21 protein-coding genes and 1 pseudogene are annotated in these 20,139 nt (G+C 58.8%); 19 read left to right on the top strand and 3 right to left on the bottom strand.

The window, feature by feature from the left end; translation table 11 throughout:
- The first annotated feature begins 7 nt into the window (after positions 1 to 7).
- The gene (locus tag HBN79_RS20860; protein WP_095003152.1) at positions 8 to 997 is read left to right on the top strand and encodes a S49 family peptidase; all 990 of its coding nucleotides are present in this window, start codon (positions 8 to 10) and stop codon (positions 995 to 997) included.
- 336 nt (positions 998 to 1,333) lie between these two features.
- On the opposite strand, the gene HBN79_RS20855 is transcribed toward HBN79_RS20860, so the two are convergent.
- On the bottom strand, positions 1,334 to 1,912 hold the full coding sequence (locus tag HBN79_RS20855) for a nucleoside triphosphate pyrophosphatase (protein WP_095003153.1): 579 nt from the start codon (positions 1,910 to 1,912) through the stop codon (positions 1,334 to 1,336).
- A gap of 105 nt (positions 1,913 to 2,017) precedes the next feature.
- On the opposite strand from HBN79_RS20855, the gene HBN79_RS20850 reads away from it, so the two are divergent.
- The 16 genes from HBN79_RS20850 (at position 2,018) to HBN79_RS20775 (ending at position 15,261) form a co-directional block, all read left to right on the top strand.
- Positions 2,018 to 2,545 (top strand): YceD family protein, encoded by a 528-nt coding sequence (locus HBN79_RS20850; RefSeq protein ID WP_016779948.1) that lies wholly within the window; start codon positions 2,018 to 2,020, stop codon positions 2,543 to 2,545.
- A 13-nt stretch (positions 2,546 to 2,558) separates the two neighbouring features.
- Complete coding sequence (gene rpmF, locus HBN79_RS20845) at positions 2,559 to 2,741, top strand: 50S ribosomal protein L32 (protein ID WP_003442519.1); 183 nt, start codon at positions 2,559 to 2,561, stop codon at positions 2,739 to 2,741.
- A 4-nt stretch (positions 2,742 to 2,745) separates the two neighbouring features.
- Entirely contained in the window at positions 2,746 to 3,756 is a 1,011-nt protein-coding gene (gene plsX / locus HBN79_RS20840; protein WP_095003155.1) for a phosphate acyltransferase PlsX, read from the top strand.
- A gap of 126 nt (positions 3,757 to 3,882) precedes the next feature.
- Complete coding sequence (gene fabD, locus HBN79_RS20835) at positions 3,883 to 4,821, top strand: ACP S-malonyltransferase (protein WP_095003156.1); 939 nt, start codon at positions 3,883 to 3,885, stop codon at positions 4,819 to 4,821.
- A 16-nt stretch (positions 4,822 to 4,837) separates the two neighbouring features.
- Entirely contained in the window at positions 4,838 to 5,581 is a 744-nt protein-coding gene (fabG, locus tag HBN79_RS20830; protein ID WP_016779951.1) for a 3-oxoacyl-ACP reductase FabG, read from the top strand.
- A 191-nt stretch (positions 5,582 to 5,772) separates the two neighbouring features.
- Entirely contained in the window at positions 5,773 to 6,009 is a 237-nt protein-coding gene (gene acpP / locus HBN79_RS20825; protein WP_016779952.1) for an acyl carrier protein, read from the top strand.
- Positions 6,010 to 6,120: 111 nt separating this feature from the next.
- Positions 6,121 to 7,365, top strand: a complete 1,245-nt coding sequence (gene fabF, locus HBN79_RS20820; protein ID WP_029611296.1) for a beta-ketoacyl-ACP synthase II — start codon at positions 6,121 to 6,123, stop codon at positions 7,363 to 7,365.
- On the top strand, positions 7,365 to 8,183 hold the full coding sequence (pabC, locus tag HBN79_RS20815; RefSeq protein WP_169917136.1) for an aminodeoxychorismate lyase: 819 nt from the start codon (positions 7,365 to 7,367) through the stop codon (positions 8,181 to 8,183). The genes fabF and pabC overlap by 1 nt, the downstream gene beginning before the upstream one ends.
- Positions 8,184 to 8,186: 3 nt before the next feature.
- Positions 8,187 to 9,281 carry an endolytic transglycosylase MltG gene (gene mltG, locus HBN79_RS20810; RefSeq protein ID WP_095019643.1) on the top strand — a complete coding sequence of 365 codons (1,095 nt, stop codon included), beginning with the start codon at positions 8,187 to 8,189 and terminating at the stop codon, positions 9,279 to 9,281.
- Positions 9,282 to 9,293: 12 nt separating this feature from the next.
- Positions 9,294 to 9,926, top strand: coding sequence for a dTMP kinase (tmk, locus tag HBN79_RS20805; protein ID WP_095003159.1), 633 nt, complete (start codon positions 9,294 to 9,296; stop codon positions 9,924 to 9,926).
- Positions 9,919 to 10,905: a DNA polymerase III subunit delta' gene (locus tag HBN79_RS20800; protein WP_095019644.1), complete on the top strand. Its 987-nt coding sequence runs from the start codon at positions 9,919 to 9,921 to the stop codon at positions 10,903 to 10,905. Before tmk ends, HBN79_RS20800 begins: the two co-directional genes overlap by 8 nt.
- A 33-nt stretch (positions 10,906 to 10,938) precedes the next feature.
- Positions 10,939 to 11,721 carry a TatD family hydrolase gene (locus HBN79_RS20795; protein WP_169917135.1) on the top strand — a complete coding sequence of 261 codons (783 nt, stop codon included), beginning with the start codon at positions 10,939 to 10,941 and terminating at the stop codon, positions 11,719 to 11,721.
- 446 nt (positions 11,722 to 12,167) lie between these two features.
- Positions 12,168 to 12,809, top strand: a complete 642-nt coding sequence (locus tag HBN79_RS20790; protein ID WP_019827947.1) for a TetR/AcrR family transcriptional regulator — start codon at positions 12,168 to 12,170, stop codon at positions 12,807 to 12,809.
- 125 nt (positions 12,810 to 12,934) lie between these two features.
- Positions 12,935 to 13,903 (top strand): radical SAM protein, encoded by a 969-nt coding sequence (locus HBN79_RS20785; RefSeq protein WP_169917134.1) that lies wholly within the window; start codon positions 12,935 to 12,937, stop codon positions 13,901 to 13,903.
- 173 nt (positions 13,904 to 14,076) lie between these two features.
- The gene (locus HBN79_RS20780) at positions 14,077 to 14,682 is read left to right on the top strand and encodes a DUF4823 domain-containing protein (RefSeq protein ID WP_095019647.1); all 606 of its coding nucleotides are present in this window, start codon (positions 14,077 to 14,079) and stop codon (positions 14,680 to 14,682) included.
- Between the two features lie 15 nt (positions 14,683 to 14,697).
- Complete coding sequence (locus tag HBN79_RS20775) at positions 14,698 to 15,261, top strand: DUF1285 domain-containing protein (protein ID WP_169917133.1); 564 nt, start codon at positions 14,698 to 14,700, stop codon at positions 15,259 to 15,261.
- Between the two features lie 46 nt (positions 15,262 to 15,307).
- Here HBN79_RS20775 and HBN79_RS20770 read toward each other — a convergent pair whose 3' ends face one another.
- A complete protein-coding gene (locus tag HBN79_RS20770) occupies positions 15,308 to 16,372 on the bottom strand; it encodes an NAD(P)-dependent alcohol dehydrogenase (protein WP_095003165.1) in 1,065 nt (354 codons plus the stop codon).
- 179 nt (positions 16,373 to 16,551) lie between these two features.
- On the opposite strand from HBN79_RS20770, the gene HBN79_RS20765 reads away from it, so the two are divergent.
- A complete protein-coding gene (locus HBN79_RS20765) occupies positions 16,552 to 17,445 on the top strand; it encodes an AraC family transcriptional regulator (protein ID WP_095003166.1) in 894 nt (297 codons plus the stop codon).
- A 155-nt stretch (positions 17,446 to 17,600) separates the two neighbouring features.
- Here the strand turns inward: HBN79_RS20765 and HBN79_RS20760 are convergent, their stop codons facing one another.
- Positions 17,601 to 19,265 (bottom strand): electron transfer flavoprotein-ubiquinone oxidoreductase, encoded by a 1,665-nt coding sequence (locus HBN79_RS20760; protein WP_095019830.1) that lies wholly within the window; start codon positions 19,263 to 19,265, stop codon positions 17,601 to 17,603.
- Positions 19,266 to 19,811: 546 nt separating this feature from the next.
- Between HBN79_RS20760 and HBN79_RS20755 the strand changes: the two are divergent.
- Positions 19,812 to 20,139 (top strand): annotated as a pseudogene (locus HBN79_RS20755) (alanine racemase); the annotation flags it as partial.

The following is a 20,139-nucleotide window of genomic DNA, read 5'->3' as shown; positions in this document are numbered from 1 at the left end:
GTAGTGCATGGTCGATCAATGGAAGGCGCCCTCTGCGGCTGAAAACACTGTCGGTGGTGACAAAAGCTGGCAGTTGCTGGAAAAAACCCTGTTGGCGGGCATTCAGGAGCAGCGCCGCTCGCGGCGCTGGGGCATTTTCTTCAAGGTGTTGATGTTCTGCTACCTGATTGCGGTGTTGTTGCTGTTTACCCCGTTGGTGAGTATGGAGCGCAGCGCTGTCGGCGGTTCCAGCTACACCGCGCTGATCGATGTGCGTGGTCCGATTGCCGATAAGGAACCGGCCAGTGCCGACAATCTGGTCACCAGCCTGCAGGCTGCGTTTGACGATCCGCGGGTCAAGGGGGTGGTGCTGCGCATCAACAGCCCGGGCGGCAGTCCTGTGCAGTCGGGTTATGTCTACGATGAAATCCGTCGCCTGCGTGGGCTGCATCCCGATACCAAGGTGTATGCGGTGATTTCCGATCTGGGGGCATCCGGGGCTTATTACATTGCCAGTGCTGCTGATGAGATCTACGCCGACAAGGCCAGTCTCGTCGGGTCGATTGGCGTGACGGCGGCAGGCTTCGGTTTCGTCGGTGCGATGGACAAGCTGGGTATTCAGCGTCGTGCTTACACGTCGGGCGACCACAAGGCGTTCCTGGATCCGTTTGAGCCGGAAAAGCCGGATGAGACCAAGTTCTGGCAGGGTGTGTTGAATGTGACGCACCAGCAGTTCATTGACAGCGTCAAGCAGGGGCGTGGCGATCGCCTGAAAGACAAGGAGCACCCGGAGCTGTTCTCGGGCCTGGTCTGGACGGGGCAGCAGGCGCTGCCGCTGGGGTTGATTGACGGGCTGGGCAATACCAGTTCGGTTGCCCGTGACGTGATCGGCGCCAAGGAGCTGGTGGACTTCACGGTGCAGGAATCGGCTTTCGACCGCTTCTCGAAAAAGCTCGGTGCCAGCGTGGCTGAGCAATTGGCCATGTGGATGGGCTTTCAGGGGCCGACGCTGCGCTGATTGTTGAGTGCTTCAAACAAGCCGGCCTGAAAGAGGGCCGGTTTTTTTATGGCTGGCAAAAAGTTTAGAGGCTCTATGTCGCGTAGCAGCTGCCGAAGGAGCGAGGCTGCGTTCGGCGGCGAAGCCGTCGTGAAATCAGCTGGCGCGGTGCGTCGTCGAATTGCGATCATCGGGTTTACGACGGCTTCGCCGCCGAACGCAGTCTTCGTTCCTCGGCAGCTGCAGGAACACTGCAACTGTGGGAGCGAGCCTGCTCGCGAAGGTCGTTCGCGAGCAGGCTCGCTCCCACAATAGGGCTTGACCTGCAACAGAGTATCTACAGAGTGTCCGGCTTATTCATGGCAGGTGTACGCCCTCGGCAAGCAGCATGTCCACCAGTCGGATCAGTGGCAGGCCGACCAGGCTGGTGGCGTCATCGCCTTCGGTGCGCTGAAACAGGCTCACGCCAAGCCCTTCGGCTTTAAAGCTGCCTGCGCAGTCGTAGGGCTGCTCGGCGCGCAGATAACGCTCGATCTGCTCTGCGCTCAGGCTGCGCATGTGTACGGTAAACGGCACGCAATCGGTCTGATAATGGCCGGTCTGGCTGTTGAGCAGAGTCAGGCCGGTCAGGAAGCTGACGCTGGCACCGCTTGCTGTGGTCAATTGCTGGTGCGCTTTTTCGTAAGTGTGGGGTTTGCCGATGATCCGTCCGTCGAGTACGGCAACCTGGTCCGAGCCGATAATCAGATGATTCGGATGGCTGGCAGCCAGCGCGCGGGCTTTTTCCAGTGACAGGCGCTTGACCAGTTCGATGGCGGTCTCGCCTTGATGATGGCCTTCGTCGATATCCGGCGAGCTGCACGTGAAGGGCAGACGCAGGCGAGACAATAAATCGCGGCGATAAACCGAGCTTGAAGCGAGTAATAAAGGTAGCATGCGCGACTCCTGTAGGCAGTTGACGATTCTAATGCTCGTACGCAATGTCGCACAGACACAATTTCCTTTGACACGTGAAGGGGTCCTCCCTAGAATGCTGCGCCTATGTTGAATGACCCGATTCCACCTCACGTTGACCCGCGCAAATTGGCTGATCGTGGCACTACCCTTCAAGGTGAAGTGTTGCTGGCTGATTTGGAGAGACTCTGCGATCCGCTTTCCGACGATGTCGGTACGGTCCAGGCTAAATTTGTTTTTGAGCGCGACGAACGTAGATCTGTGGTAATACACAGCTCCATCGACGTCGAGGTCAAGATGGTTTGCCAGCGTTGTCTTGAGCTGGTCACCCTGCCGATCCACAGCGAATGCAGTTACGCCGTGGTGAAAGAGGGTGCGAATACCCAGTCGTTACCGAAAGGTTATGACGTGCTGGAACTGGGCGAAGATCCATTGGATCTGCATGCACTGATCGAGGAGGAGCTTTTGCTCGCCTTGCCCATTGTGCCTGCTCATCATCCGGAAGAATGCCAGCAGCCGGCGGGTCTCGATGAGCCCGAACCAGGCGAGGACGAGGTAACGCGGTCCAACCCGTTCAGTGTATTGGCGCAGTTAAAGCGTGACCCAAACGTTTAGGAGTTAATCAATTATGGCTGTTCAGCAGAACAAAAAATCCCGCTCTGCCCGTGACATGCGTCGTTCGCACGATGCTCTTTCGGCTAGCACTCTGTCTGTAGAAAAAACCACCGGTGAAATTCACCTGCGTCACCACGTATCGCCAGAAGGCGTATACCGTGGTCGTAAAGTGATCGACAAGGGCGCTGACGAGTAATCACTTGTCCGCTCAGGTCATCGCGATCGACGCAATGGGCGGGGACTTCGGTCCCCGCAGCATTGTTCAGGCCTGTATTGCCTGCCTGTCTGCTACTCCCTCGCTGCATCTGACCCTCGTTGGTCAACCTTCCCTACTTGAATCCCTGATCGCTGGCCATTCGGCTGTGGATCGCTCGCGCCTGTCTATTGTCCCGGCTTCAGAAGTCATTGCCATGAATGAGCGGCCTTCCCATGCCCTGCGCAGCAAGCCGGACTCGTCCATGCGCGTTGCTCTGGAGTTGCTCCGTGATGGCAAGGTGCAAGCTTGTGTCAGTTCCGGTAACACGGGGGCGCTGATGGCCTTGTCCCGGCATGTGCTCAAGACCTTGCCGGGCATCGACCGTCCAGCGATGGTGGCGGCAGTTCCGACCCAGACCGGCTACTGTCAGTTGCTGGATCTGGGGGCAAATGTCGATTGCACGGCCAGTCAGTTGTTCCAGTTTGCGGTGATGGGCTCGGTGGCGGCGCAGGCGCTTGGTGTGCCTCGTCCGCGGGTCGCCTTGCTCAATATCGGTACCGAGGACGTCAAGGGCAATCAGCAGGTCAAGGAGGCGGCGGCATTGTTGCAGGCGGCGCCGGGGTTGCATTACATCGGTTTTGTCGAAGGCGACGGGGTGTATCGGGGCGAAGCTGATGTGGTGGTGTGTGACGGGTTTGTCGGCAACATCATGCTCAAGTCCAGCGAAGGCCTGGCAACGATGATTTCGAGCCGGCTTGAGGCGGTGTTCAGGCGCAACCTGTTCAGTCGCTTCGTGGGCGTGCTGGCATTGCCGTTGATGCGGCGCTTGCAGGCGGATCTGGCGCCGGCGCGGCATAATGGTGCGAGCTTTCTCGGCTTGCAGGGCATTGTGGTCAAGAGTCACGGTTCGGCAGGTGCTCAGGGCTTTCAAAGTGCAATTGAACGTGCGCTGATTGAAATCCATGAAGACCTGCCAAAGCGTTTGTATGGGCGCCTTGAAGGGTTGTTGCCGTAGGCGTTTTAGCGGTCGGGCGCTTAAATGTGACCGCCCGGTCCAATCAGCCATCCAACTGTCAGTTTCTTGCGTCCGCCACGGCAGGACGTCAATTCTCCGACGACAAGATCATTAGGGGCTTGTTACATGTCTACATCCCTCGCATTCGTCTTTCCAGGGCAGGGTTCGCAGTCCCTCGGCATGTTGGCCGAGCTGGGCGCGGCACATCCGCTGGTCCTGGAAACATTTAAAGAAGCGTCTGACGCCCTGGGTTACGACCTGTGGGCGCTGACCCAGGAAGGTCCTGCCGAGAAGCTGAACCAGACTGATATCACCCAGCCTGCCATCCTTGCGGCCTCGATTGCCCTTTGGCGTCTGTGGCTGGCTGAAGGTGGCAAGCGTCCTGACTTCGTTGCCGGCCACAGCCTGGGCGAGTACAGCGCGCTGGTGGCCGCCGAATGCCTGACCCTGGCCGAGGCGGTCAAGCTGGTCGAGCGTCGTGGTCAGTTGATGCAAGAGGCCGTACCGGCCGGGCAGGGCGCCATGGCGGCGATCCTGGGTCTGGAAGATGCCGATGTACTGGCTGCCTGTGCTGAAGCTGCGCAAGGCGAAGTGGTCAGCGCGGTCAACTTCAACTCGCCGGGTCAGGTCGTGATTGCCGGGGCCAAGGCCGCTGTCGAGCGCGCCATGGAACTGTGCAAGGCCAAGGGCGCCAAGCGTGCCTTGCCGTTGCCGGTAAGCGTACCGTCGCACTGCGAACTGATGCGTCCAGCTGCCGAGCGTTTTGCCGAGTCCATTGAAGCGATCGACTGGAAAATGCCGGCCATTGCCCTGGTGCAGAATGTCAGCGCCGCGGTGGCAGCCGATTTGCCAACCCTCAAGCGCGATTTGCTTGAGCAGCTGTACAAGCCTGTGCGCTGGGTTGAATCGGTTCAGGCCCTGGCGGCCAATGGTCCGGTTGACCTGGTCGAATGCGGTCCGGGCAAGGTCCTGGTGGGCATCAGCAAGCGCTGTGCCGAAGGCGTTACCACTCACAATTTGAATACCCCGGATGCCTTCGCCGCTGCGCGCTTGGCTCTGGTCTGAATCAGGAGAAGCCTGCATGAGCTTGCAAGGTAAAGTTGCACTGGTAACAGGCGCAAGCCGTGGCATTGGCCAGGCTATCGCGTTGGAGTTGGGTCGTCAGGGCGCCATTGTCATTGGCACGGCGACTTCCGCTTCCGGTGCCGAGCGCATCGCTGCCACCCTGAAAGAAAACGGTGTTCAGGGCACTGGCATGGAACTCAACGTGACCAGCAATGAATCGGTTGCTGCGGTACTGGCGAGCATTCAGGAGCAGTTCGGCGCGCCGGCGATCCTGGTCAATAATGCCGGTATCACCCGTGATAACCTGATGATGCGCATGAAAGATGACGAATGGCATGATGTCATCGACACCAACCTGAACAGTCTGTATCGCCTGTCCAAAGGTGTTTTGCGCGGCATGACCAAGGCCCGTTGGGGACGAATTATCAATATTGGCTCTGTTGTGGGTGCCATGGGCAACGCTGGCCAAGTAAACTACGCCGCCGCCAAGGCAGGCCTTGAAGGTTTCGGTCGTGCTCTGGCACGTGAAGTGGGCTCTCGCTCGATCACTGTCAACTCGGTCGCTCCAGGTTTTATCGACACCGATATGACCCGTGAGCTGCCAGAAGCACAGCGCGAAGCCTTGCAGACGCAGATTCCGCTGGGCCGTCTGGGCCAGGCTCAAGAGATCGCAAACGTGGTCGCTTTCCTGGCATCCGACGGTGCAGCCTACGTGACCGGGGCTACAATTCCGGTCAACGGCGGGATGTACATGAGTTAAATGTGACGGATTGCTTCAAAAAAATGTCATACGAGCTGTCTAAAATCCGTTATAAAGCTGCAATCTTTTTATAGGTGGCCGGTTGTTGCGGGGTGAGTGCAAAGCTTTCAGTTGAAAAACCGAAAAGGCTTTCGATACACTTGCCCACTGGCCAGCTGCCTGAATTTGTCCATTAGGAGTGAAAACAAGGTATGAGCACCATCGAAGAGCGCGTCAAGAAAATCGTTGCCGAGCAACTGGGCGTTAAAGAAGAAGAAGTGACCAATGCCGCTTCCTTCGTTGAAGACCTGGGTGCCGACTCCCTTGACACCGTTGAGCTTGTGATGGCTCTGGAAGAGGAATTCGAGACTGAGATTCCTGACGAAGAAGCTGAAAAGATCACTACTGTACAAGCAGCAATCGACTACGTTACTAGCCACCAGGCGTAATAGTTTGTAATCGTTGCTCGCTGTCATGGAAAAACCGCACTGCCGCTCTGGCGTGCGGTTTTTTCTTTAGGTGTGATGCAAAGTGTCGTCAATAGAATAAAGGAGAGTGCTGTGTCGCGTAGACGCGTCGTAGTCACCGGTATGGGGATGTTGTCGCCACTGGGTGCGGATGTTCCGAGCACCTGGCAAGGCATTCTGGCAGGCCGTAGTGGCATTGGTCTGATCGAACACACGGATCTTTCTGCCTATTCCACCCGTTTTGGCGGCTCGGTACAGGGCTTTAACGTTGAGGACTACCTCTCCGTCAAAGAAGCCCGAAAACTTGACCTGTTTATTCAATACGGTCTGGCAGCCGGGTTTCAGGCTGTGCGCAATTCCGGCCTGGAAGTTACCGACGCCAATCGTGAGCGCATCGGTGTGGCAATGGGTTCGGGTATTGGCGGTCTGACCAATATCGAAGAAACCAGCCGTACCCTGCACGAGCAAGGCCCGCGACGGATTTCTCCGTTTTTTGTGCCGGGCTCGATCATCAACATGATTTCCGGCTTTCTGTCTATCCACCTGGGTACACAGGGGCCTAACTACGCCATCGCCACAGCCTGTACCACCGGTACGCACTGTATTGGCATGGCGGCGCGCAACATTGCCTACGGCGAAGCCGATGTGATGATTGCAGGTGGCGCAGAAATGGCTGCTTGCGGTCTGGGCATGGGCGGCTTTGGTGCTTCCCGTGCGCTGTCGACCCGCAACGACGACCCGACCCGGGCCAGCCGTCCGTGGGACAAGGGCCGTGACGGTTTTGTGCTGTCCGACGGTGCCGGCGCGCTGGTGCTCGAAGAGCTCGAGCATGCCAAGGCGCGTGGCGCGACCATCTACGCCGAGCTGATCGGTTTTGGTATGAGCGGTGACGCTTTCCACATGACCTCGCCTCCGGCTGACGGTGCGGGTGCGGCACGCTGCATCACCAATGCCTTGCGTGATGCCCGGGTCAACCCTGATCAGGTGCAGTACATCAACGCCCACGGCACCTCGACGCCTGCCGGTGACCTGGCAGAAGTTTCGGCGATCAAGTCGGTGTTCGGCGATCACGCCTACAACCTGGCCGTGAGTTCGACCAAGTCCATGACCGGTCACCTGTTGGGTGCCGCCGGTGCAGTCGAGGCGATTTTCAGCGTACTGGCCATCAACAGCCAGATTGCGCCGCCGACCATCAACCTCGACGAGCCTGATGAAGGCTGCGACCTGGATTTCGTGCCGCACACGCCGCGCGAAATGCCGATCGATGTGGTGCTGTCCAACTCGTTCGGTTTTGGTGGCACCAACGGCTCGCTGGTGTTCCGCCGGTACGCCGAGTAATGCAAAGCTGGGTCGACGGTCAACCGGCGAGCGCCCTGGCGTCGCTTAAAGACCGTGGGCTGGCCTATGGCGATGGACTGTTCGAGACCATCGCCGTCAAGGCTGGCACGCCGTTGCTGCTGGAGCTGCACCTGCAGCGCCTGGCGCAAGGGTGTTCCCGGCTGGCGATTGTTGCGGATCAAGCACTGATCCGCAGCGAATTGCTGGCTTACGCCCGCGCGATGGGCGAGGGCGTCCTCAAGCTCATCCTGACCCGCGGCGACAGCCAGCGCGGTTATGGTATATCCCCCGGGGCCATGCCTCGAAGAATTCTGCAAGCCAGCCCGGCGGCTGCCTGGCCTGAAGCGCACGCGCTGCAGGGTGTCCGGCTGTTCGACTGTGCCACCCGTCTGGCCGAGCAACCGCTATTGGCCGGGCTCAAACACCTCAATCGACTCGAACAGGTCATTGCGCGCTCCGAATGGCAAGACCCGGCCTGTGCCGAGGGCTTGATGCGCGATACCTCGGGGCGGGTGATTGAAGGTGTGTTCAGCAATCTGTTTATTGTGCGTGACGGCGTTTTGCTGACTGCCGACCTGCGCCGCTGCGGTGTGGCTGGCGTGATGCGGGCTGCACTGCTGGCCGAGGCCGGGCGCCTGGGCATCCCTTGCCATGTTACCGATATCAGCCTTGCGCAGTTGCAACAGGCCGATGAACTCTTTCTCTGCAACAGCGTATATGGCATTTGGCCGGTGCGCGCTTTTGCAGACCTTAGCTGGCCGGTGGGGCCGCTGACCCGTAAACTGCAAGGTATTGCTCGCACCTTACTGGATGTCTGATTCGTGAAACGTAAAATCTTGGTGCTGCTGGAGACAGGTCTGGTGCTGGCGGGCTTGCTGCTGGGCGTCAGTGCCTGGAAGCTCAACTCGGCGCTCGACCAGCCGCTGAACCTGACGCAAGAGCAATTGCTCGATGTCCCGGCCGGCGCCACGCCGACTGGCACGTTCAATCGACTGGAAGCTGACGGTACCCTGCAAGACGCATTCTGGCTGCGTCTTTACTGGCGCTTTAACCTTGAAGGCCAGCCTTTGCACAGCGGCGAATATCGCATGACTCCGGGCATGACCGCCCAGGAGTTGATCGGTGTGTGGCAGCGTGGTGAGGTGGTGCAATACAGCCTGACCCTGGTTGAAGGCTGGAACTTTCGCCAGGTGCGTAGCGCCCTGGCCAAACACGAAAAAATCGAACAGACCCTCGACGGCCTGAGCGACAGCGAAGTCATGGCCAAACTCGGGCACGAAGGGGTATTCCCGGAAGGGCGGTTTTTCCCTGATACCTACCGTTTTGTGCGTGGGATGACCGATGCCCAGTTGCTGGAAAAGGCCTACGACCGTCTGGATAAAGTGCTGGCCCAGGAATGGGAACAGCGTGACCCGGGCGTACCCTATACAACGCCATACCAGGCGCTGATCATGGCTTCCCTGGTGGAAAAAGAAACCGGCGTGCCACAAGAGCGTGGGCAAATTGCCGGAGTATTTGTGCGTCGGATGAAAATCGGCATGCCACTGCAAACCGATCCTACGGTGATCTACGGTCTGGGTGAGCGATACAACGGCAAACTGACCCGCGCCCATTTGCGCGAGCCTACGCCGTACAACACCTACACTATTCCCGGTCTGCCGCCGACACCGATTGCCATGGTCGGGCGTGAGGCCATTTATGCCGCACTGCACCCGGCGGATGGCACCAGCCTGTACTTTGTGGCCAAGGGCGATGGCAGCCACACGTTTTCCGATGACCTGGATGCGCACAACTCTGCTGTGCGTGAATTCCAGATCAAACGTCGGGCCGATTATCGTTCGAGCCCTGCGCCGACCCCCGCTGCTGAACCGGCAAGCGCCCCGGTCGAGCCGCAAAGTCCGAAAGACACTGATTAAGGATTGCCGCTTGTGACTGGCTTGTTTATTACCTTGGAAGGCCCCGAAGGCGCGGGCAAAAGTACCAATCGCGAGTACCTGGCAGAGCGTTTGCGCGCCGCAGGCATCGACGTGGTGCTGACCCGCGAACCTGGCGGCACGCCGCTGGCCGAGCGCATCCGCGAGCTGCTGCTCACGCCCAGCGACGACGCTATGTGTGCCGATACCGAGCTGTTACTGGTGTTCGCTGCCCGCGCCCAGCATCTGGCCGAAGTCATTCGCCCGGCGCTGGCCCGTGGTGCAGTAGTGCTGTGTGATCGCTTTACCGACGCCACCTATGCCTATCAGGGCGGTGGCCGGGGCTTGCCCCGTGAGCGCATCGCAACCCTGGAGACCTTTGTTCAGGGGGCTCTGCGCCCGGATCTGACCCTGGTGTTCGATCTGCCCATCGAAGTCGGCATGGCCCGTGCCAGTGCCCGCGGTCGCCTCGACCGCTTTGAGCAGGAAGGCCGCACCTTCTTTGACGCCGTGCGCAGTACCTACCTTGAACGTGCCAGGCTTGAGCCCGGGCGCTACCGCCTGATCGATGCCGCACAAACCCTGGAGCAGGTGCAGGGCCAGCTCGACGCCCTGTTGCCGCAATTGCTGGGCATGCACCGTGGCTGAGGCTTATCCGTGGCAAGACGGCCTGTGGCAGCAGATGGCCGGGCGCGCGCAGCACGCTCATGCCTACCTGCTGCACGGCCCGGCGGGCATCGGTAAGCGGGCGCTGGCCGAGCGGCTGATGGCCAGCCTGCTGTGCAAACAGCCGGTCGGGCTTGAGGCTTGCGGTACGTGCAAGTCCTGTTCGTTGCTGGCGGCGGGCAGTCACCCCGACAACTACATTCTTGAGCCTGAAGAGGCTGACAAGGCGATCAAGGTTGACCAGGTGCGTGATCTGGTCAGTTTTGTGGTGCAGACCGCCCAGTTGGGCGGGCGCAAGGTGGTGCTGGTCGAGCCGGTGGAGGCGATGAACATCAACGCCGCCAACGCCTTGCTCAAAAGCCTTGAAGAGCCCTCGGGCAACACTGTCTTGCTGTTGGTCAGTCATCAGTCCAGCCGGTTGCTGCCGACCATTCGCAGCCGCTGTGTGCAGCAGGCCTGCCCGTTGCCAAGTGAAGCGCTGAGCCTTGAATGGCTGGCCCATGCGCTGCCCGATATCCCTGAGGCCGAGCGGGTCGAATTACTGACTCTGGCAGCCGGTTCCCCCCTGGTGGCCGTCAAGCTGCAGGCCCAGGGTGTGCGCGAGCAGCGTGCGGCGGTGGTTGAGGGGGTTAAAAAACTGCTCAAGCGCGAGTTGTCGGCCAGTCAGTTGGCTGAAAGCTGGAAAGCCATCCCGCTGCTGTTGCTGTTTGACTGGTTTTGCGACTGGTCGAACCTGATCCTGCGCTATCAACTGACTCAGGACGAGGACGGTCTCGGGCTGGAGGACATGCGCAAAGTGCTGCAGTACCTGGCGCAGAAGACTGCGCAGGACAAAGTCCTGACTATTCAGGACTGGATTCTTGCCCAGCGCCAGAAGGTCTTGAGCAAGGCCAACCTCAACCGTGATCTGTTGCTTGAAGCGTTGCTGGTGCAGTGGGCAGGCCTGCCCGGCCAGCGCTGATCTGACTGAATTGATAAACAGGTAATTTTTTGTATGCTGGTTGACTCCCATTGCCATCTCGATCGTCTTGATCTGAGCGCCCATGACGGCTCGCTGGATGCCGCCCTTGAGGCTGCGCGCCAACGTGGTGTCGGGCATTTTCTATGCATTGGCGTAAGCGCCGACAACGCGGCCGATGTCAAAGCCCTGACTGAGCGCTATGCCGATGTGGACTGCTCGGTGGGCGTCCATCCGCTGGACGTACAACCCGGTGCCGCACCGGCTCTGGACTGGCTGTTGGACGAATTGAATCACCCACGGGTGGTGGCCATTGGTGAAACTGGCCTGGACTACCACTACGAGCCTGAAGCAGCCGATTTGCAGCAACTGTCGTTCAGGGTTCACCTGGAGGCGGCACAACAGACCGGCAAGCCGGTGGTGATCCACACCCGCGGTGCCCGCGCCGATACCCTGGCCATGTTGCGTGAGGCAGCGTTGCCGCAGGCCGGTGTGCTGCATTGCTTTACCGAAGACTGGGATATGGCCAAGGCGGCGCTGGACATGGGTTACTACATCTCGCTGTCGGGGATTGTGACCTTTCGCAATGCTGATGCCCTGCGCGATGTGGCCCGTCAGGTGCCTGCCGACCGGCTGCTGGTGGAGACCGACTCGCCTTACCTCGCCCCGATCCCCCATCGTGGCAAGCCAAACCTGCCGCAATACGTGCGTGAAGTGGCTGAGTTTTTGGCGATGTTGCGCGGTGAGTCCTACGAACGCTTTGCAGAGCAAACCACCGAAAACTTCAAGCGCCTGTTCCCGCTGGCACGGGTCAGATGATTGCGTGGCTTTGAGGGGGCGGGCTTGCTCGCGATGGGATCGCTGCGGTGTGTCTGCTAAACCGAGTTGCCTGTGTCGCGAGCAAGCCCGTTCCTACAGGTTTGGCGTTTAACTGAACAGCAGGCAAAAAAAACCCGGGCTCTGGGGAATCCGGGTTAAGACCATTAGGAGTAAAACAAAGGCACACATTCCATTGCGGCCAATATCGGCGCAGCACTTTGGGGGGGATGTCACGCCGACATGATAAGTATTGGTCAGCTTTGTCGAACGTCCAGCCGTAGCTGATCGTTTTTTAAACAGATTTGGAATACCCCAGCTTCGCTTGAGTGCTCATCTAATCGTGGGTAAATCGTTTGAACCCATCGATATGCAGGATGATCCGTGCAATTTAGCGTGACTAATGCATAATACTCCGCTTCGATTTTGACCCGAACAGACCTTTTCTTATGCACAAAGAACCCCGTAAGGTCCGTGAGTTTCGTCGCCGTGAGCAAGAAATTCTCGATACCGCGCTCAAGCTGTTCCTCGACCTGGGTGAAGACAGTGTCACCGTCGAGATGATCGCTGATGCCGTGGGTATCGGCAAAGGCACGATCTACAAGCACTTCAAGTCCAAGGCCGAAATCTACCTGCGCCTGATGCTCGATTACGAGCGCGATTTGAACGAGCTGCTGCATTCCGCCGATGTGGATAAAGACAAGGAGGCGCTGTCCCGTGCCTACTTTGAGTTCCGCATGCGCGACCCGCAGCGCTACCGATTGTTTGATCGCCTTGAAGAGAAGGTGGTCAAGGGCAATCAGGTGCCTGAACTGGTCGAAGAGCTGCACAAGATCCGCGCTTCCAACTTTGAGCGCCTGACCCTGCTGATCAAGGGCCGCATCAGCGAAGGCAAGCTCGAAGACGTGCCGCCTTACTTCCATTATTGCGCGGCCTGGGCCCTGGTGCATGGTGCGGTGGCGCTGTATCACTCGCCGTTCTGGAGCAATGTGCTGGAAGATCAGGAGGGCTTTTTCCAGTTCCTGATGGACATCGGCGTGCGCATGGGCAACAAGCGCAAGCGTGACACCGACACCCCGGCAGTCGAGTAACCACAGCCTGTATTTGCCTTCATGGCTTATGGCCTTGAGGCTTATACTCAGGCTTGGGTCTTGCCAAAACCTGATTTATGAGTCAGGTTTTGCAGCGACCCATTTCCCCCGCGCCGGAGTCATTCATGATCGTTGATCGCCAAGGCAGACGTTTTCGCAATTTGCGGATCAGCCTGACTTCAGCCTGCAACTACGCCTGCACTTACTGTGTACCCAACGGTAAACGGCTGGTGGCGGCACAGGATGAGCTGTCGGCCGAAGCCATGGTGCGCGGCGTGGCCTATCTGATCGAAGCTGCAGGCATCGAGCGCTTGCGCATCACCGGCGGTGAGCCGCTGATCAGCCCCAAGCTCGACACCTTTATGCGTGATGTCGGCCGGCTCGGCCTGGGTGATATCAGCCTGACTACAAATGGCCAATTGCTTGCGCGCAAACTGCCGTTGCTGCTGGACGCGGGCATCGCTCGCATCAACGTCTCCCTCGATACCCTTGACCCAGAAGCATTCCGCCGCATTGCCCGGGGCGGAGACCTGGCAACGGTGCTCGATGGCATGCAACAGGCGCGTGAGGCCGGGATCAAAATCAAGGTCAATATGGTGCCGCTGCGCGGGCAGAACCTGGATCAGGTCATACCGCTGCTGGAGTACTGCCTTGAGCGTGGTTACGAGCTGCGTTTTATCGAGCTTATGCGCATGGGGCACCTGGCCAGTGATGGCAATGCTTTCCTGCAGCAGTTCGTCAGCCTGCAGCAGTTGTTGGCGCTGATTGGCGAGCATCATGAATACCAGCAGGCTGATGCGCCCATCGACGCCACGGCGGTGCGTTACCAGATTCCCGGGCACGGGTATTTCGGCGTGATTGCCAACGAAAGCGTGCCGTTTTGCCGGACCTGCTCGCGGTTGCGGTTGTCGTCCACGGGGTGGCTGCATGGTTGCCTGTCATCGAGCAATCGCCACTATGTGGGTGATCTGCTGAACAAGCCGCGCCACGAGGCATTGCCAGCGCTGCAAGGTTTATTGATGAAAGCCCTGGGCGACAAACAGGACGTGGCTTTCTCGGGCGGCGCTACGGTGATGAAAATCATCGGCGGCTAACAATCTGAGTGGGAGCGGGCTTGCCTGCGATGCTGGCAACCCGGTCTTGCTGATACACCGAGTTGATGCCAAAGCGGGCAAGCCCGTTCCCACAGGGGAGGAGGGTGTTGGCGCGTAATCTGCATCTCGGGGCTATTCGCCGGTTTTTTGTCATCGGCTTTCGGGAGAGCGGGATGCGTGGTCTGATTGTGTTGCTGGCTTTTTTGGCGCTGGGCGGCTGCATGAGCGTCAGTGATCTGGGCGAGGGCGCGCGCTATCAAATGAGCGACGCCGGTTTGCTCGATCACAGCAATACACGTCGCAGCAATTCGCTGCGCATTCAGCCTGATTCCTTTATTTATATCGCCCAGGGGCCTTTTGCACCGATCGGCGATCCGTATGTGCGGCCCAATATCGTTGCCGAAGAAGCTTTCAACGGTTTTGTCGAATACTTCCCCATGGTGCGCCGGGCCAAGGAGCCGGTGGGGCTCGATCAGGCCATGACCGAAGCGCGTAATTTTGGCGCCCACTACCTGTTGTACACCCGCTTTGCCCGGGCCGATGACCGCATCGGCAACAGCGACGAATGGCTCGATCAGGAAGAAATCAGCCGCCTGGGCATCGACAGTGGGGTGATTCAGGTGATGCTGATCGAAACCAGCACTCAGTACTTGATTGACACTGCCACCATTCGCAGCCGTGGCGGTTTGCTGACGTTCCATGACAACAAGCCCGCCGACCTGATCGGCCCGCCGCTCGCCAAGTACGCCCGCAGCTTGATAGGCTTGAGCGATCAATAAGTCGAGGAGAGCACCATGAGCGAGCCGGTAGACGTCAGCAATTTGCTGGCGCAAATCCTCAGGGCCGACAAGGGGCTGCCGCCCGTTCATTTGTGGGATACCGCCTTTTGCGGGGACATCGATATGCGTATCGCCCGTGATGGCACCTGGTATTACATGGGTACGCCGATCGGTCGCAAGCCAATGGTCAAATTATTCTCGACCATCATTCGTCGCGATGGTGATGAATATTTTTTGATCACACCGGTCGAAAAGGTCGGCATCAAAGTGGATGACGCGCCTTTTGTAGCGGTCGCTCTGGACGTGGAAGGGGTGGGGGAGCAGCAAGTGCTGCGCTTTACCACCAATGTCGATGAGTCGGTCAGCGCTGGCAGCGAGCACCCGCTGCGCTTCGTCATTAACCCCGAGACCCAGGAGCCTGCGCCTTACCTGCATGTACGGCGTAACCTTGAAGCGCTGATCCACCGCAATGTGTTCTATCAGTTGATAGAACTGGCGGTGGTTGCTGAAATCGATGGGCAAAACTGGCTGGGCGTGTGGAGCGCTGGCGAGTTTTTCCCGATAGGGCTTGAGCCCTAGGCCCAGTGATTGTGGGAGCGGGAAACCCGCTCCCACAAAGACGCATTTAGGCCTTCAGTGTTTTCATATCGATCACAAAGCGGTATTTCACATCGCCTTTCACCACGCGCTCAAAGGCTTCGTTGATGTTTTTGATGTCGAGCATTTCGATATCGCAGGTAATCCCGTGTTCGGCGCTGAAATCGAGCATTTCCTGAGTTTCGGCAATGCCGCCGATCAGCGAGCCGGCCAGTACGCGCCGCTTGAACACCAGGTTGAAGGCGTTCAGTGCCGGCTCGACCGGCTCGATCAGGCCCACCAGAATGTGTACGCCGTCAAAGGTCAGGGTTTCGAGGTACGGGTTCAGGTCGTGCGGCACCGGAATGGTGTCCAGCAGGAAGTCGAAGTGCCCGGCAGCGGCTTTCATCTGCTCGGCATCGGTGGACACGATCACATGGTCGGCGCCCTGGCGACGCGCTTCTTCAGCCTTGGCTTCGGAGCGGGTGAACAGGGTCACTTCAGCGCCCAGAGCCTTGGCGAACTTGATGCCCATGTGGCCCAGGCCGCCCATACCCAGAATACCGACCTTGTCGCCCGCTTCCACGCCGTAGTGAACCAGAGGCGAGTAGGTGGTGATGCCGGCGCACAGCAGGGGTGCGGCGCTGGCCGGGTCGAGATTTTTCGGAATGCTCAGTACGAAGTGTTCGCTGACAACCATCTTGTCCGAGTAACCGCCCATGGTCAGCGTGCCGTCGATGCGGTCCGGGCTGGCGTAGGTTTGGGTCATGCCTTCCAGGCAGTATTGCTCCAGGTCTTCCTGGCAGGCCGAGCAGGTGCGGCACGAATCTACCATGCAGCCCACGCCGACCAGATCGCCGACCTTGTGTTTGGTAACTTTGTCGCCAACGGCGGTGACTTTGCCGATGATTTCATGGCCCGGCATCAGCGGGTAAGTCGCGAAGCCCCAGTCATTGCGCGCCTGGTGGATGTCGGAGTGACAGACACCGCAATACAGCACTTCGATCGAGACGTCGTCCGGTCGCGGTGCGCGACGGTTGAACGGCATGGGCGCCAGTGGGGCCTTGGCATTCTGGGCGGCATAACCGATAGCGTTATAAGTAACAGTGGACATGAGAACCTCGCGAAACGTTGACTGTGAACAGGGCGCAATTTTGCGCTTACATGCCTTTCAGGACTATGACGATTCCTCCGCCTGTCATGCCTAATACTCCGGATTGACGGGGTGGCTGCCATTTTATTGACCAATTCTGCGAAGATGCGGCTGTCTATTCCTCCTGCGAACCTTTCTCCATGCTTTTGACCCGTCACCGTGACGAGAACGCCGCTCTGGTGTCTCTGATCGAACCGCTGGCGACACAAACCGGTTTTGTGTCGACCTTGTTGCCCGAAGTCCGGGTGGTTTCTGCCTGCCGGGTAGTAGCCCGAATGCCGCAGATTTATGAGCCTAGCCTAATGGTGATTGCTCAAGGCAGTAAGTTGGCCTATCTGGGCCAGCGCACCCTGGAATACGGTGCCGGACATTATCTGGTGCAGGCGCTGGCGGTGCCTTTTGAGTGTGAAACCTTCGCTTCGGAAGAAATGCCATTGCTGGGTGTTGCTATCAGCATCGACCGAGCGGTACTGGGCGAGTTGGTACTGGCCATGGGCCTGGCCCCTGACCGCAGTGCAGTTGCCCAAACTCCGGAGTCGATGACCTCGGCGGTGCTGGATGACGATATGCGCCAGGCGGTCGAGCGCCTGTTGCGTTGCCTGCACGACCCTCTGGAGTGCCGGATCATGGGGCAGGCGAGGTTGCGCGAGGTGCTGTTCGCGGCCTTGCGGGGGCCGCAGGCGGGTGTGTTGCGGGCTTTGGTTGAGCAGCAAGGGCAGTTTGCCCGGGTGGCGGCGTCATTGAGCTACTTGCATGAACACTTCGCACAGCCGCTGAATGTCGAGACATTGGCCCGTTGCGCGAATATGAGCGCGTCGACCTTTCATGAGCATTTCAAGCGCAGCACCTTGTTGTCGCCGGTGCAGTATCTCAAGCGGTTGCGGCTGTTGCGGGCGCAGCAGTTGCTATTGAGTGAGGGGCTGGGGGTGGCGCAGGTGGCGGAGCGGGTGGGCTATCAGAGTACGTCGCAGTTCAGTCGCGAGTACAAGCGCTACTTCGAACGCAGCCCCGGTCATGAAGGGGTGGGGTGCTAGCCAGCCGGTGTGACGGGCGTGGTGTGGGAGCGGGCTTGCTCGCGATGCGCACAGCGCAGTCTGTCAGGCAAACCTGGGCGATCCCATCGCGAGCAAGCCCGCTCCCACAAATCCGGGGGCAATAAAAAAGGCCCCCGAAGGAGCCTTTTTTAGACTTACATGTTCGGGTAAGTCGGCCCGCCGCCACCTTCCGGGGTTACCCAGGTGATGTTCTGTGACGGGTCCTTGATGTCACAGGTTTTGCAGTGCACGCAGTTTTGCGAGTTGATCTGGAAGCGCTTCTCGCCGCTTTCCTGGGTGATCACTTCGTACACACCCGCCGGGCAATAACGCTGAGCAGGCTCGTCGTAGAGCGGCAGGTTGACGCTGATCGGGATGCTCGCGTCGCGCAGCTTGAGGTGGCAAGGCTGCTCTTCTTCGTGGTTGGTGCTGGAGATGAATACCGAGCTGAGCTTGTCGAAGCTGAGTTTGCCGTCCGGCTTCGGGTAGTCGATCTTTTTGCAGTCCTTGGCCTGTTTGAGGCAGGCGTAGTCAGGCTTGGTGTCGTGCAGGGTGAACGGCAGTTTGCCGCCGAAGATGTTCTGATCAAGCCAGTTGAAACCACCGCCCACGATAGGGCCGAACTTGTGCAGTGCCGGACCGAAGTTGCGGCTGGCGAACAGTTCGTCGAACAGCCAGCTGGCCTTGAAGGCCTCAACGTAGGTGTTCAGTGCATCACCGCCTTCGGAGTCGGCGAGCAACGAGTCAGCCACGGCCTCAGCTGCGAGCATGCCGGACTTCATCGCGGTGTGGCTGCCTTTGATCTTGGAGAAGTTCAGGGTGCCCAGATCGCAACCGATCAATGCGCCGCCGTTGAAGATCATTTTCGGCAGCGAGTTCAGGCCGCCTTTGCAGATGGCGCGAGCGCCATAGCTGATACGTTTGCCGCCTTCCAGGTACTGCTTGAGCACCGGGTGATGCTTGAGGCGCTGGAATTCGTCGAATGGCGACAGGAAGGTGTTGCTGTAGGACAGATCAACGATCAGGCCAACTACTACCTGGTTGTTTTCCAGGTGATACAGGAAAGAACCGCCGGTGTTTTCGCTGCTGATAATGTCCAGCGGCCAGCCTGCAGTGTGCACCACCAGGCCTGGCTGGTGTTTGGCCGGGTCGATTTCCCAGATTTCTTTCAGGCCGATACCGTAGTGTTGGGCATCTGCGTCGCTGTCGAGCTTGAAGCGTTCGATCAGTTGCTTGCCCAGGTGACCGCGGCAGCCTTCGGCGAACAGGGTGTACTTGCCACGCAGTTCCATGCCCGGGGTGTACAGGCCTTCCTTGGGGTTGCCTTCGCGGTCAACGCCCAGGTCGCCGGTGATGATCCCGCGAACCACATTGTTTTCGTCGAATAGCACTTCTTGAGCAGCGAAGCCCGGGTAGATTTCTACACCCAGGTTTTCGGCCTGCTGTGCCAGCCAGCGGCACAGGTTGCCCAGGGAGATGATGTAGTTGCCTTCGTTGTGCATGGTTTTCGGCACAAACAGGTCTGGCACCTTGGTCGCGGTGCTGTCGCTGCGCAGTACATAAATATCGTCGCGGGTAACGGGAGTGTTGAGCGGAGCGCCGAGCTCTTTCCAGTCCGGGAACAACTCGTTCAGGGCGCGAGGTTCAAAGACCGCACCGGACAGGATATGAGCACCGACTTCGGAGCCTTTTTCAACCACGCAGACGCTGATTTCTTTACCGGCTTCGGCGGCCTTCTGCTTCAGGCGGCAGGCGGCGGACAAACCGGCAGGGCCGGCGCCGACGATGACCACGTCGAATTCCATGTATTCGCGTTCCACAGGTTCTCTCCTACTCAAGGCTCAACGGTATTTTTCTAATTGGAGGTTTGGCGTTTCATCCATTATTCCCTCGACGCAGGCCAAGGACGCAATGGATGAGGCGCCGCTCTCTCTATGAGGTCGGGCATTATATCTACACCACTGGCAGGGTCCAATACAAACGTTTGTTTGAATTCACTGCAACCCAGACAAATCAAAGACGCGCGGCTTAAAACTGGCCCATTTGCTGTATTGACCGCAAATGGTGTTCCGGTCAAGATACGGTCGGTTTTGCGCTCGCCGTAGGCTGATTGTTGGTTTCAAGAGCACCTCTAAAGACAGGGCACAGGCATGAGCCAGTGGGAGCCTGCCATTTTTGCAGCGGAGTTTACACGTCCTTTTGGTGGATGACTTGTTAGTCACATCGGACAGACGGTCGCAGGGGCAGTCGCTGGTACCCGTCTATTAATAAGGCAACGATCTTTGGAGGTGCCCTTGTGCTGACGAGCATCAACCGCCAGGTTCGCCTAGGCGACTTTCTTTTCACCGGAGAGTAACGAGGAATCCATGAAGGTTCTTGTAGCTGTCAAACGAGTGGTCGATTACAACGTTAAAGTGCGCGTCAAAGCGGACAACTCCGGCGTTGACCTCGCCAACGTCAAGATGTCGATGAACCCCTTCTGCGAAATCGCCGTGGAAGAAGCCGTGCGCCTGAAAGAGAAAGGCGTTGCGACTGAAATCGTCGTCGTCTCCATCGGCCCGACCACTGCTCAGGAACAGCTGCGTACCGCGCTGGCGCTGGGTGCTGATCGCGCCATTCTGGTCGAGTCCGCCGAAGACCTGACCTCGCTGGCCGTGGCCAAGCTGCTCAAGGCCGTTGTCGACAAGGAACAGC

The organism is Pseudomonas sp. WS 5051 (genome assembly GCF_012985715.1).
Classification (GTDB): domain Bacteria; phylum Pseudomonadota; class Gammaproteobacteria; order Pseudomonadales; family Pseudomonadaceae; genus Aquipseudomonas; species Aquipseudomonas bubulae.
This window is presented reverse-complemented; position numbering and strand designations above follow the sequence as displayed.

Bases quoted from the DNA above. Each gene is read 5' to 3' on its own strand.
- HBN79_RS20770 (WP_095003165.1), bottom strand. From the start codon at position 16,372: ATGTCCACTGTTACTTATAACGCTATCGGTTATGCCGCCCAGAATGCC.
- HBN79_RS20795 (WP_169917135.1), top strand. From the start codon at position 10,939: ATGCTGGTTGACTCCCATTGCCATCTCGATCGTCTTGATCTGAGCGCC.
- HBN79_RS20775 (WP_169917133.1), top strand. From the start codon at position 14,698: ATGAGCGAGCCGGTAGACGTCAGCAATTTGCTGGCGCAAATCCTCAGG.
- rpmF (WP_003442519.1), top strand. From the start codon at position 2,559: ATGGCTGTTCAGCAGAACAAAAAATCCCGCTCTGCCCGTGACATGCGT.
- pabC (WP_169917136.1), top strand. From the start codon at position 7,365: ATGCAAAGCTGGGTCGACGGTCAACCGGCGAGCGCCCTGGCGTCGCTT.
- HBN79_RS20785 (WP_169917134.1), top strand. From the start codon at position 12,935: ATGATCGTTGATCGCCAAGGCAGACGTTTTCGCAATTTGCGGATCAGC.
- HBN79_RS20765 (WP_095003166.1), top strand. From the start codon at position 16,552: ATGCTTTTGACCCGTCACCGTGACGAGAACGCCGCTCTGGTGTCTCTG.
- HBN79_RS20860 (WP_095003152.1), top strand. From the start codon at position 8: ATGGTCGATCAATGGAAGGCGCCCTCTGCGGCTGAAAACACTGTCGGT.
- HBN79_RS20780 (WP_095019647.1), top strand. From the start codon at position 14,077: ATGCGTGGTCTGATTGTGTTGCTGGCTTTTTTGGCGCTGGGCGGCTGC.
- HBN79_RS20850 (WP_016779948.1), top strand. From the start codon at position 2,018: ATGTTGAATGACCCGATTCCACCTCACGTTGACCCGCGCAAATTGGCT.
- fabG (WP_016779951.1), top strand. From the start codon at position 4,838: ATGAGCTTGCAAGGTAAAGTTGCACTGGTAACAGGCGCAAGCCGTGGC.
- fabD (WP_095003156.1), top strand. From the start codon at position 3,883: ATGTCTACATCCCTCGCATTCGTCTTTCCAGGGCAGGGTTCGCAGTCC.
- HBN79_RS20855 (WP_095003153.1), bottom strand. From the start codon at position 1,912: ATGCTACCTTTATTACTCGCTTCAAGCTCGGTTTATCGCCGCGATTTA.
- acpP (WP_016779952.1), top strand. From the start codon at position 5,773: ATGAGCACCATCGAAGAGCGCGTCAAGAAAATCGTTGCCGAGCAACTG.
- HBN79_RS20790 (WP_019827947.1), top strand. From the start codon at position 12,168: ATGCACAAAGAACCCCGTAAGGTCCGTGAGTTTCGTCGCCGTGAGCAA.